Raw genomic sequence first — 12148 nt, 5'->3', positions numbered from 1 at the left:
CGGGCGCCGCGCTCCCCCCCTCCTCGCGACCCCCGCCCCCCCCCCCCCCCCCCCCCCCCCCCCCCCCACTACCGCGATGTCGGGATTGTCGGGGTAGTGCCGACCGTTGGCCGGCACCCGCATGTCCGCTCAGCTGGCCGCCGCAAACACCGGGCGGGTCAGGTTGTCCGCATCGCCCTCGGTGCACAGCACCTCGTCCTCGATCCGCACCCCGCCATACGGGCGGAAGAAATCCACGCGGTCCCAGTTGATGCTGGCGCCATTGCCGGCCTGCTTCACTTCGTCCAGCAGCATGTCGATGAAGTACACGCCCGGCTCGATGGTCACCACCATGCCCGGCTCCAGCGCGCGGGTCATGCGCAGGTACGGGTGACCCTGCGGGCGCTCGATGCGGCCACCGCGGTCACTGGCCGCAAAGCCGGCCACGTCATGCACCTGCAGCCCGATCAGATGGCCCAGGCCATGCGGGAAGAAGGCCGCGCTCACGCCGGTGGCCAGCGCCGCTTCCGGCGAGACGTTGAGCACGCCGAAGTCCTTGAGGATGCCCATCAGCGACAGGTGCGCGTCGATGTGCAGTTGCTTGTAATCCACGCCCGCGCGCACGCCGGCGCCCATCTGCTGCTGGGCCGCATCCACCGCATCGATCAGCGCCTGGAATTCGTCATGGCCGCTGGCCGCATAGGTGCGCGTGATATCGCTGGCATAGCCGTACGCGCTGGCGCCGGCGTCGATCAGGAAGCTGCGCAGCGGGGTCGGCGCGCTGCGGCCCAGATCGGTGTAGTGCAGCACGGCCGCGTGTTCGTTGAGGCCGATGATGTTGCCGTAGGGCAGTTCGTTGGCGTCCTGGCCGACCGCACGGCAGTACGCCATGTGGATCTCGAACTCGCTGGTGCCAGCGCGGAAGGCGGCTTCGGCGGCACGGTGGCCGCGCACGCCCAGTCGCTGCGCTTCGCGCATCAAGGCGATTTCATACGGCGTTTTGTAGCCGCGCTGCCAGTCCAGGTAATCGATGACCGGTGCGGGATTGTTCGGCACGAAGGCGCCCAGCGCACTCTGCGGCTCACCGAGGATCGCGCAGCGCGCGGCATCCTTGGGCAGCAGCGCCAGCGCCTCGTCCGGCGTGCGGATGATCTGGATATCGACATGCTCCACCCACCAGCCATTCGGCGCACCGGGCACCACGTGCCAGTAATCGAAGGGCTGATGGAAGATCAGGGTCGGGCGCTTGCCGGCGGTGTACACCAGCCAGCTGTTGGGCAGCTTGGTCAGCGGCAGCCAGGCCTTGAAGTTCGGGTTCACCGCATACGGGTAATCGCGATCATCAAAGGCCTGGTAATGCAGGGTGCCACTGGGAATCACCAGATGGTCGAAGCCGCCACGGGCCAGCGCTTCATCGGCGCGCTGGCGCATCACGCTGGCATGGTGGGAATACAGGGCGCCGAGGTCTGGCTGGTTCATGGCATGAAGCTCGCTGGCAGTGCGGAATGCAGCCCTAGATTCTGCCGCAATCCGCCAGCGGGCGCTGTGCCGGAACCGGCGCTCAGACTGCCGAAGTTTCCTCGGCGATCCATTGCCGCAGCTGCTCGCGTGATTCGCGCGCCAAGGTCAGGAAGCGGAAGCCCACCCAGGCCTGGCCCGGTGCATGGGTCTGCTCGCTCCAGAGCAGGTGCACGCCGACGTCGATCAGCAGCGGCTGACCCTGCGGGCCGGGGATGGTGAACTGCAGCTGGTACAGCGCATCGTCCTGCATCGGCACCGAGGCCAGCATCAGCATGCCGGTTTCGGAGACATTGCCGAGCCGGCCGATCACGGTCTCGGCCATCAGATCCGTCACGGGGACCAGCTCGGCCACCTGGCGACGCGGCGCGCGGCGGGTATCCGGTGTGGTCATTCGGCGCTCTCCGCAGGCGTGCCGGCCAGCGAGCGCAGGGTCCGCAGGGTGGCCTGCCAGGCACGATCAATCAGCCTGCCCTTGTCTTCGGTGACGATCCGCACCTGGCCATGGGCCATCAACCGCGACAGGGCATCCAACGAATGCTCGCCCACTTTCTGCCCACGTTGATTGACGAACAGCGCGTTGTCGGTGATCAGGCTGTACCAGGACAACCGCTGCCGGCGCACGTCGCCCTGCTGGTTGGTGGTGAACTCGAACCAGGTCCCGAACGGCAGGGTGCGCAGCTGGCGATAGCAGTCGTCCTCGGCGGTGCTGCGCGCGAGCGGGGCGACCTTGCGCGGATCACTGGCATCAGCCTGTTCGCCCAGCCGGGTGCGGGCGCGCAGGCGGGCGGTGAGTTCGGTACGTGAACTACTGTCATCCTCGCCGCCGGGCGTGGACAGGCGCCGCGCGATCGCGGCTGCTTCGTCCTGGTGATAGCCGACCTGCAGCAGAGCGGACTCGACCTGCTGGCCCAGCGCATCATCGCGCTCGGCCACGCCCGGCGCCAGGCAGGTCACCTCGGCGATCCGGGCGGTTTCCTGCTGGCGCTGCTGCCACTGCGGCGAGGTCTCGCCGTTGCGCAGCAGGGTGAGCGTGAGCACATCCGACCACGCCTGTTTCAGCAGTGCCTGCACGAAGCGCGGGGGCGCGGCCTGCGCGCACACCTGCTCGATGCTGGTGCTGGCCTGTTGCTTGGCCGCCTCCAGGCGCTCCTTGCCGCGGGCGGCCTCGACATGACGGCGCTCGGCCAGTTCGGCCTTGTGCGCCAGCGCGCGGAAGTGCTGCTGGATCTCCTCGTTGGCGGTGTCGAAGACCGCCACATCGCCGTCGTACGCGTTGACCACCTGGTCGACCGCGTGGCCGAGCTTCTGCACCAGCTGCGGATCCACATCTTCCTCGCCCAGCCAGTTGGCGCCGGCCTCGGCTACCGCATTGAGCAGCTCGCGCGCCGGGTGCTGGTCGCGCACGAAGAAGGCCGGGTCGGACAGGGCCGCGCGGGCGACCGGCACCTGCAGGCGGGTCAGCAGGTCGGCGGCCACGGCCTCGGGCCGCACCTCGCGCTGGATCTGTCCATACAGCATGTCGAGCAGGTCGAAGGTGTCGCTGTCCTTGACCGTCAATGAGGCCTGCGCGCCATGCTCGGCCCGGACCTGGGCGAGCAGCGCGTTGTGCAGGTCGGCCATGCTGCGGCGGGCGCCGCCGGGAGCGACCGCTTGGCCCTGCAGCCTGGCCAGCGTGGCGTGCACGGCTTCGGCGGGTACCGCCAGCGCGGGGAGCGCCTCGGGCGCCAGGAAGGCGTTTTCCGTGGGGGTGGCAACGGCCTGGGCCGAGGCGCCGACGGCTTGCGCGGCCAGCGCTCCGCCGCCAGGTACCGCGCCGGCCGCATGTGCCTGCCGGGCAGCCCCCAACAGCTGGTGCAGCGCTGACATCGCCGGTGCACCGAGGTCGGCGGCAGTGGGGCTGGTGGGGAGGCTCGGCGCTGACACTGACACTGACGCCGATGCCGTCGGCGAGGCCGCCGCCGCGCCACCGATGGGTGTGGTGCTGTCCGGCGCGGTGGACGCCGTGGTCAAGGCCATGGCGTGCTCGGTCATTGCTGCCCAGCCGGTGCTCGGCGCGCTGCCGTTCCAGCCGGTCAGGGGCCGCGCCGCCGCGCCGCCGCGTGCGCCGGGCAGGCCGCGCTCGGGGCCGGTGATGATCCGGCGCGTCGTGGCCGAGCGCGCCAGATACGGGGTGTAGACCAGCCCGGGCAGGACGCCTTCGTGCCCCAACAGGATGTTGGCGCGCTCCAGCAGTTCACCCAGCCGCTCCAGCAGTTGACGGTCGAACACGCGGTACAGCGCCAGCTGTGTTTCCAGGCCCAGCGCGAAGTCTTCACCCAGTTCGCGCACGATCCGGCACAGCGCCTGCGGGCCGAACGGCAGGTCATCGACATCGAAGGCCGGTCCGGCGGCGAGCACCCCGAAGCGTTGGCCGAGCAACTGCAGGGCGGTGGCCGAGCGCTGGGCTTCGCGGCGGATGATGTCCACCAGCACGATGTCGCGGTCCACGTCGGTGTCGTTGACCAGGGTCAGCGCGGTGGCCGAAACGGATACCTCGGTCGGGACGATGCGCTGGGCGTGGCGTGGACCGCGCAAACTGGCCAGGCTCACCGCCACCGCCTCCAGGAAGCGTGGGCCGAACTGCGCGTTGACCTCATGCAGCTGGCGGGCCTGCGCGAATATGTCGGCCTGGATCTGGCTGTTGCGCGCGCGCTCGGCATCGCGGAACAGCTCGCGCTCGAGCTCCACGATGGTCAGTTTGAGTGGCGCGGTGAGGGTCTGCACTGCCAGCCCGTGCAGCGCGGCCAGCAGGCGACGCACGCGCGGCGGCGCGGCCACGTCCGCAAAGCGGGTCATGTCGGGCTGGGACGACGAAGGTGCGGGCGCAGACATCCGATGTTCTTCCAGCTCCCCTGAGAACACGGAATCTAACGGTTTCGCCCGGTCCCTGCCAGAAGCGACAAGGTTCGAGGTTCCCGGCGCCGGCCAGCGGCCGGCATTACCGTCCGGGCAGGCGCCGCCTGCTCAGGGCAGGAACAGCTCGACCACGTCGTTGGTGAAGCGCCGGCCCAGTTCGGTTGGCATGGCGTCATCGCCGGCCACGGTCATCCAGCCCTTGGCCACGGCAATGCGCAGCGGCTCGGCGATCCGTGCCCGGTGCAGGCCGGTCCGCGATTCGAAATCCTTCAGGCTGAAGCCTTCATGCAGGCGCAGCAGGTTGAGCATGTACTCGAACGGCAGTCGCTCGGCGCTGATCACATCGTCGCCGCCGATCGAGGCTGCGGTTCCGGCAGTGTCCATGAAGGTCTGCGGATGCTTGTGCTTCCAGCGGCGCAGCACGTGTTCTTCAGCGCCGCTGCTGATCTTGCCGTGTGCACCGGCGCCGATCCCCAGGTAGTCGCCAAAGCGCCAGTAATTGAGGTTGTGCTGGCTCTGCCGGCCGGGTTTTGCGTAGGCGCTGACCTCGTACTGCGCATAGCCGGCCTCGGCCAGCATCTGCTGGCAGTGCTCCTGGATGTCCCATGCCGAATCTTCATCGGGGATGCCCTGCGGCGGCCGCGCGAAGAACACGGTGTTCGGCTCCAGGGTGAGCTGGTAGTGCGACATGTGCGTGGGCTGCAGCGCGAACGCGCGTTCCAGGTCATGCTCGGCCTGGGCCAGCGTCTGCTGCGGCAGCGCGTACATCAGGTCGATGTTGAAGTTGTCGTAGCCCGCATCCTGGGCCAGCTTCACCGCACGCTCGGCTTCGCCGCTGTCGTGGATGCGGCCCAGGCGCTTGAGCGCCTCGTCGTTGAAGGTCTGGATGCCGAAGCTGATCCGGTTCACACCGGCGGCGCGATAACGGTCGAACCGGCCGTGCTCGGCGGTGCCCGGGTTGGTCTCCAGCGTCACTTCCAGGTTCGGTGCGAAGCGCAGCCGGGCCGAGGCCGCCTGCAGGAAACGGTCGATCGCCTCCGGCGGGAACAGGCTCGGCGTGCCGCCACCGAAGAACACACTGCTCACCACCCGGCCCCAGACCAGCGGTAGATCCTGATCGAGATCGCGGATCAACGCGTCGATGTACGCCTCGAACGGCAGCTCGCCCTTGGCCGCATGCGAGTTGAAATCGCAGTACGGGCATTTGCGCACGCACCACGGCAGATGCACGTACAACGCCAGCGGCGGCGTAACCAACCGCGGAGCGTGGTCGTGATCACCCGTGCAGGTTTCGCCGGGCAGGTGGGAGCAGGGGTCGTGTGCCATCACAGCAGGGCGGGCAGCTTCTGCTTGAGCAGCTGCAGGGCTTTGGCGCGGTGGCTCATCGCGTTCTTCAGGTCCGGTGCCATTTCGGCCGCGGTCTGCGCCAGCACCGGGTCCAGGAACAGCGGGTTGTAGCCGAAGCCGTGGCTGCCACGCAGCTCATCGAGGATCACGCCCTCCCAGGTGCCTTCACAGATCAGCGGCTGCGGATCATTGGCATGGCGCAGCAGCACGATCACCGCATAGAAGCGGGCGCTGCGCCGATCGGCCGGTACATCGCGCATCGCCTCGAGCAGCTTGGCGTTGTTGGCGGCATCGTTGGTCGGGCTGCCGGCATAGCGCGCGCTGTACAGGCCGGGTGCGCCGTCGAGCGCATCCACGATCAGGCCCGAATCGTCGGCCAGCGCCGGCAGGCCGGTGCTCTGGCAGGCATGGCGCGCCTTGATCAGGGCGTTCTCGACGAAGGTCAGGCCGGTTTCCGGGACGTCGCTGACGCCCAGTTCGCCCTGCGCCACGATCTCCAGCGGCAGGCCGCCGAGCATGGCCTGCAGTTCCTTCAGTTTGCCGGCGTTGCCGCTGGCCAAGACCAGTTTCATTGCTTGGGCTCCAGCAGATCCCACGTGTTGCCGTACAGATCGCGGAACACCGCGACCGTCGCGTAGACCTCCTCGCGTGGGGTTTCGAGGAAGACCACGCCACGCGCGGTCATCGCCGCGTGGTCACGCCAGAAATCATCGGTGTTCAGGAAAAATCCGACCCGGCCACCGGTCTGGTTGCCGATCCGCGCGCGCTGTTCGTCGTTGCTGGCACGTGCCAGCAACAAGGCGGCCGCGCTGCCGTCGCCCGGCCCGACCACCACCCAGCGCTTGTCGCCCTGGTCGATGTCATCGATCAGGCTGAAGCCCAGCGCGCCGGTGTACCAGGCGATCGCCTCGTCGTAGTCGGCCACTACCAGGGTGGTCAGGGCGATACGACGGTTCATGCCTTGGCCAGGGCCGCCTGCTGCGCAGCGAACAGATCCTTGATGCCCTTTTCGGCCAGGACCAGCAGCGCATCCAGTTCATCACGGCGGAAGGCGTGGCCTTCGGCGGTGCCCTGCAGTTCGATGAAACCGCCACCGTCGTTCATCACGACGTTCATGTCGGTATCGCAGTCGCTGTCTTCGGCGTAATCCAGATCCAGCACCGGGGTGCCGCGGTACACGCCCACCGACACCGCCGCGACGGCGCCGAAGATCGGGTTGCGCTTGATGTCACCGCGCTTGATCAGGAAGTTCACCGCATCCACCAGGGCCACGTAGGCGCCGGTGATGGCGGCGGTACGGGTGCCGCCATCGGCCTGCAGTACGTCGCAGTCCAGGGTGATGGTGCGCTCGCCCAGCGCGCCGCGGTCGATGCAGGCGCGCAGCGTGCGGCCGATCAGGCGCTGGATTTCCAGCGTGCGGCCACCCTGCTTGCCGCGGGCGGCTTCGCGGTCGTTACGGGTGTGGGTCGAACGCGGCAGCATGCCGTACTCGGCGGTCACCCAGCCTTCGCCCTTGCCACGCAGGAAGCCCGGCACGCGGTTTTCCACGCTGGCCGTGCACAGCACGCGGGTCTCGCCGAAGCTGACCAGGACCGAGCCCTCGGCGTGACGGGTGAAGGCGCGCTCGATGCGCACTTCGCGCAGCTGGTCGGCCTGGCGGCCACTGGGACGGGAATCAGTCATGCTCAAGTTCCGGTAAGACGGGGGATGCGGGGCCACGCCCGGGCCGGGGACCGGCGGGCGAGGAGGCTCTAAGGAGACCGCTAGGGTACCATTTGCACTTTGAGAGCACCGGAAACCCGCATGATTCGAAGCATGACCGCCTATGCCAACGGCGAGCGCGCCACCCGCTGGGGCACGCTGGCCTGTGAGCTGCGCTCGGTCAACCACCGGTTCCTGGAGGTCGGCGTCCGCCTGCCCGAAGAACTGCGTGCGTTGGAGCCGCACCTGCGCGAGCGCGTCGCTTCCCGCTGCAGCCGCGGCAAGATCGATCTGGTCATTCGCCTGCGCGCGCCGGAGGTCACCGGTGCACTGGTGGTCAACGATGCGCTGCTGGGCCAGCTCGGCGAGCTGGCGACCCGGCTGTCCTCGAGCTTCCCGAGCCTGCAGGTGAGCTTCACCGAACTGCTGCAGATGCCGGGTGTGATGCAGGGCGAGGCGGTCGATGCCGCCGCGCTGCATGCCGAAGCCCTGGCGCTGCTGGATACGGCGCTGGACGGCTTCGTTGCCGCGCGTGAGCGTGAAGGCGACAAGCTGGCCACCGCGATCCAGGAGCGCGTGGACAGCATCGAGCGCATTGCCGCCGAGGTCACCACCCTGATCCCGCTGATCCGCGAAGGCCAGCGCACCAAGCTGGCGGCCCGCCTGGCCGACCTGCCGCACCCGGTCGATCCCGGCCGTGCCGAACAGGAACTGGTGATGTGGCTGCAGAAGCTGGACGTGGATGAGGAGCTGGACCGCCTGGGCAGCCACATCGCCGAGATCCGCCGCGTCTTCAAGCAGCGTGAGCCGGTCGGTCGCCGCCTGGACTTCCTGCTGCAGGAGTTCAACCGCGAGGCCAATACGCTGGGCTCCAAATCGGTGGACAGCCGCACCTCCAACGCCGCCGTCGAGCTGAAGGTGCTGATCGACCAGATCCGCGAACAGGTGCAGAACATCGAATGAGCAGCCCGATCCCGCCCGTCGGCGCGCCTGCGCGCGGCACCCTGTACATCGTGGCCGCGCCCTCCGGGGCCGGCAAGAGCAGCATCGTCAACGCCACCCTGGCCCGCGACCCGCAGATCGCCCTGTCGATTTCGTTCACCTCGCGCGCCACGCGCCCGGGTGAAATCAATGGTGAGCACTACCACTTCGTCAGCGCCGAGGAATTCGAGCGGATGATCGCCGCCGGCGACTTCTTCGAACATGCCTGGGTGCATGGCGACTGGAAGGGCACCGCGCGGCAGTCGGTCGAGCCGCAGCTGTCGGCCGGCCAGGACGTGCTGCTGGAGATCGACTGGCAGGGCGCCCAGCAGGTCCGCCAGCTGGTGCCAGGCACGGTCACCGTGTTCATCCTGCCGCCGTCCAAGCAGGCGCTGCAGGACCGGATGCGCAAGCGCGGGCAGGACAGCGAGGCGGTGATCGCCCAGCGCCTGGCCGCCGCGCGTGAAGAGATGCTGCACTTCAACGACTTCGACTACGTGATCGTCAACGAGGTCTTCGAGACCGCGGTGGACGAGCTGTGTGCCATCTTCACGGCCAGCCGCCTGCGCCGGGAAGCCCAGAAGGTCCGCCACGCGGGCCTCATCCAGGCCCTGCTGACCCAGGATCCGGCCACAACCGACTGATTCTCAACGGGGTGCTAGCCGGTTGGCTTGATTTTGTCCAGCCCTGGCCGGTACAATCCGTCCCCTTTCCCTCATTCGATTGAGCAGCCCTCACCGGCTGCCGGGAGCCCGCATGGCCCGCATCACCGTAGAAGATTGTCTGGAAGTCGTGAACAACCGTTTCGAACTGGTCATGATGGCGTCCAAGCGCGCCCGTCAGCTGGCCAATGGCGTCCAGGCCACCCTGGACAACAGCGAAACCGAAGACAAGCCGACCGTGCTGGCGCTGCGCGAAATTGCCGCCCGCAAGATCGACAACGCCCTGATCGACGAAGTCGAGAAGGCCGAGCGCGAGCGTGCCGAGCGTGAAGCACTGGAATGGGCCGCTGCCGAAGTCGTCGCCGACGAAGACATGTCCAAGAACGACGACTGATCGCCTCGCGCGTCCGTTGTTGTTGCTGCGAACAGCCCGCCTTTTGGCGGGCTGTTTCGTTTGTGCCGCCAGTGGCTGCGGCGGGGCCGTGTTGTTGCAGGTGAAACTCCCTGTTCAGGATTTGCCGATATCACGCCGCTGGCATAGTCTTTGAGCATGAACCCAGGCCCCACTGCCAAGGTCGCCACGCCCGCCGGCGCGGCCGTACCCGACTATGTCCTCCAGCTTGAGCGCGCAGCGCACTATCTGCCGCCCGACCAACTGCCACTGCTGCGCCGCGCCTGGGAAGTAGGCGCCGCCGCGCATGCCGGCCAGACCCGCAAGTCGGGCGAGCCCTACATCACCCATCCGGTCGCCGTGGCCCAGGTGCTGGCCGAGCTCGGCCTGGACGTGGAGGCGCTGATCGCCGCGATCCTGCACGACACCATCGAAGACACGCCGCTGACCCGCGAGGAGCTGGCCGCCGAGTTCGGCGAAGCCGTGGCCGAACTGGTCGATGGCGTCACCAAGCTGGACAAGCTGAAGTTCCGCGACCGCCAGGAGGCGGCGGCGGAGAGTTTCCGCAAGATGCTGCTGGCGATGTCGCGCGACCTGCGCGTGATCATGATCAAGCTGGCCGACCGCCTGCACAACATGCGTACGCTGGGTGCGCAGAGCCGCGAAGCGCGCGGCCGCATCGCCCGCGAAACGCTGGAAATCTACGCGCCGATCGCGCAGCGGCTGGGCATGAGCCTGGTCAAAAGCGAGCTGCAGAACCTGGGCTTCAAGGCGCTGTACCCGTGGCGCCACGCCATCCTGGAAAAGCACATCCGCAGCCAGCCGGTGGTGCGCCGGGAGGCGATGGCGCAGGTGGAGGTGCAGCTGTCCCAGCGGCTGGCCAAGGAAGGGCTGGAGCACCGGCTGGTCAGCCGCATCAAGACCCCGTGGAGCATCTACAACAAGATGCACGACGAGAACAAATCCTTCGACCAGGTGATGGATGTGTTCGGCTTCCGCCTGGTCGTGCGCAACGTGCCCAGCGCCTACCACGCGCTCGGCGCGGTGCATGCCACCTTCAAGCCGCTGGACGGGCGCTTCCGCGATTTCATCGCGATCCCCAAGGCCAACGGTTACCAGTCGCTGCACACGGTGCTGTTCGGGCCGTATGGCTCGCCGATCGAAGTGCAGATCCGCACCGAAGAAATGGACCTGATCGCCGAGCGTGGCGTGGCCGCGCACTGGACCTACAAGTTCGGCGGGGACTCGCCCAACAGCGCGCAGAGCCGCGCGCATGCCTGGATCGTGGAACTGATCGATTCCCAGCGCGCCGCCGGTTCGTCGCTGGAGTTCCTGGACAACGTCAAGGTGGACCTGTTCCCGGACGAGGTCTACCTGTTCACCCCGAAGGGCAAGATCCTGGCGCTGCCGCGCAATTCCACCGCGCTCGATTTTGCCTACGCGGTGCACACTGATGTGGGCAACATGGCCGTGGCCTCGCGCGTGGACAAGAAGCTGGTGCCGCTGCGCACCAAGCTGGTCAGTGGGCAGACGGTGGAAGTGATCACCGCGCGTTCGGCCACGCCCAAGCCGCAGTGGCTGGAGTTCGTGGTCAGTTCCAAGGCACGCACCGCCATCCGCCATCAGCTCAAGCAGCTGGAGCACGAGGACGCGGTGCAGTTGGGCCATCGAATGCTGGACCGCGCGCTGGAGGCGATGGACAGCTCGCTCGAACGCCTGCCGAAGGGGCGGCTGGATGCGTTCCTGGCCGAACACCGTTACCCGCGCCTGGAGGCCCTGCTGGCCGAAGTGGCGCTGGGCAACTGGATGCCCAACCAGGCCGCACAGGCGCTGATGGCGTATGCGGAGCTGCGCGGTGGGGCGCATTCCAAGCATTCGCAGGAAAAGATCCTGATCAACGGCAGCGAGCGCGGGGTGGTGAGCTTCGCGAACTGTTGTCAGCCGATTCCGGGCGACGACATCATGGGCTACCACACGGCCGGCAAGGGCATCGTGGTGCATCGTCTGGACTGCCCGAACCTGGCCGAGCTGCGCAAGTCGCCGGAGCGCTGGGTGCCGATCGGGTGGGATACGACGGTGTCGGGGGATTACGACACGTCGTTGATCGTGGAGGTGGAGAACGGGACCGGCGTGCTGGCGCAGTTGGCGGCGGCGATCGCGCAGAGCCATTCCAACATCGAGCGGGTGGATTATCTGGACCGCGATTTCAACGCGGCGGTGCTGGCGTTCAATATCCAGGTGCGTGATCGGAACCATCTGGCGGAAGTGATGCGGCGTCTGCGGCGGTTGTCGGTGGTGCAGTCGGTTCGCCGGCAATAAACCGCGTTCCGCGCGGCGATGATGGGCCCCGGCGCGCTTGGCGCACCACCGGGGTAGAGCCGACCGTTGGTCGGCTGCCGTGCACCGTGCGGCGATGGTCGGCTCGAACGCCTCTTCGCCGGGCAATGGGCACACCACCGGGGGGTAGAGCCGACCGTTGGTCGGCTGCTCGCACACCGCGCGGCGATGATCGATATGGTCGGCCAGCCGACCAATCGTCTTCGTCATTCTCCGGCCAGCCGACCAATCGTCTTCGTCATTCTCCGGCCAGCCGACCAATCGTCTTCGTCATTCTCCGGCCAGCCGACCAGCGGTCTTCGTCATTTTCCGGCCAGCCGACCAACGGTCGGCT

11 protein-coding genes are annotated in these 12148 nt (G+C 67.8%); 4 read left to right on the top strand and 7 right to left on the bottom strand.

Annotated elements, in window-relative coordinates; genetic code table 11:
• Positions 1-129: 129 nt before the first annotated feature.
• The 7 genes from pepQ to rph form a co-directional block, all read right to left on the bottom strand.
• Complete coding sequence (gene pepQ / locus ABE472_RS15110) at positions 130-1458, bottom strand: Xaa-Pro dipeptidase (protein ID WP_346463961.1); 1329 nt, start codon at positions 1456-1458, stop codon at positions 130-132.
• An 82-nt stretch (positions 1459-1540) separates the two neighbouring features.
• The gene (locus ABE472_RS15105; protein WP_313209935.1) at positions 1541-1891 is read right to left on the bottom strand and encodes a PilZ domain-containing protein; all 351 of its coding nucleotides are present in this window, start codon (positions 1889-1891) and stop codon (positions 1541-1543) included.
• Positions 1888-4335, bottom strand: coding sequence for a DUF1631 domain-containing protein (locus ABE472_RS15100; protein ID WP_346463963.1), 2448 nt, complete (start codon positions 4333-4335; stop codon positions 1888-1890). The genes ABE472_RS15105 and ABE472_RS15100 overlap by 4 nt, the downstream gene beginning before the upstream one ends.
• Before the next feature lie 168 nt (positions 4336-4503).
• A complete protein-coding gene (gene hemW / locus ABE472_RS15095; protein ID WP_313209939.1) occupies positions 4504-5721 on the bottom strand; it encodes a radical SAM family heme chaperone HemW in 1218 nt (405 codons plus the stop codon).
• The gene (gene rdgB, locus ABE472_RS15090) at positions 5721-6314 is read right to left on the bottom strand and encodes an RdgB/HAM1 family non-canonical purine NTP pyrophosphatase (protein WP_346463965.1); all 594 of its coding nucleotides are present in this window, start codon (positions 6312-6314) and stop codon (positions 5721-5723) included. Before rdgB ends, hemW begins: the two co-directional genes overlap by 1 nt.
• Positions 6311-6700, bottom strand: a complete 390-nt coding sequence (locus ABE472_RS15085; protein WP_259259268.1) for a VOC family protein — start codon at positions 6698-6700, stop codon at positions 6311-6313. The genes rdgB and ABE472_RS15085 overlap by 4 nt, the downstream gene beginning before the upstream one ends.
• Positions 6697-7425, bottom strand: coding sequence for a ribonuclease PH (rph, locus tag ABE472_RS15080; protein WP_123730306.1), 729 nt, complete (start codon positions 7423-7425; stop codon positions 6697-6699). Before rph ends, ABE472_RS15085 begins: the two co-directional genes overlap by 4 nt.
• A gap of 120 nt (positions 7426-7545) precedes the next feature.
• Between rph and ABE472_RS15075 the strand changes: the two genes are divergently transcribed.
• From ABE472_RS15075 to ABE472_RS15060, 4 genes are all read left to right on the top strand, one after another.
• A complete protein-coding gene (locus ABE472_RS15075) occupies positions 7546-8406 on the top strand; it encodes a YicC/YloC family endoribonuclease (RefSeq protein WP_313209949.1) in 861 nt (286 codons plus the stop codon).
• Positions 8403-9068 (top strand): guanylate kinase, encoded by a 666-nt coding sequence (gene gmk / locus ABE472_RS15070; RefSeq protein WP_313209951.1) that lies wholly within the window; start codon positions 8403-8405, stop codon positions 9066-9068. Before ABE472_RS15075 ends, gmk begins: the two co-directional genes overlap by 4 nt.
• Positions 9069-9180: 112 nt before the next feature.
• Complete coding sequence (gene rpoZ, locus ABE472_RS15065) at positions 9181-9480, top strand: DNA-directed RNA polymerase subunit omega (RefSeq protein ID WP_005410877.1); 300 nt, start codon at positions 9181-9183, stop codon at positions 9478-9480.
• Between the two features lie 156 nt (positions 9481-9636).
• A complete protein-coding gene (locus tag ABE472_RS15060) occupies positions 9637-11796 on the top strand; it encodes a bifunctional (p)ppGpp synthetase/guanosine-3',5'-bis(diphosphate) 3'-pyrophosphohydrolase (RefSeq protein ID WP_121039451.1) in 2160 nt (719 codons plus the stop codon).
• The last annotated feature ends 352 nt before the right edge of the window (positions 11797-12148 follow it).

This window comes from Stenotrophomonas sp. TWI809 (assembly GCF_039673205.1).
In the GTDB taxonomy this organism is placed as follows: Bacteria; Pseudomonadota; Gammaproteobacteria; order Xanthomonadales; family Xanthomonadaceae; genus Stenotrophomonas.
This window is presented reverse-complemented; position numbering and strand designations above follow the sequence as displayed.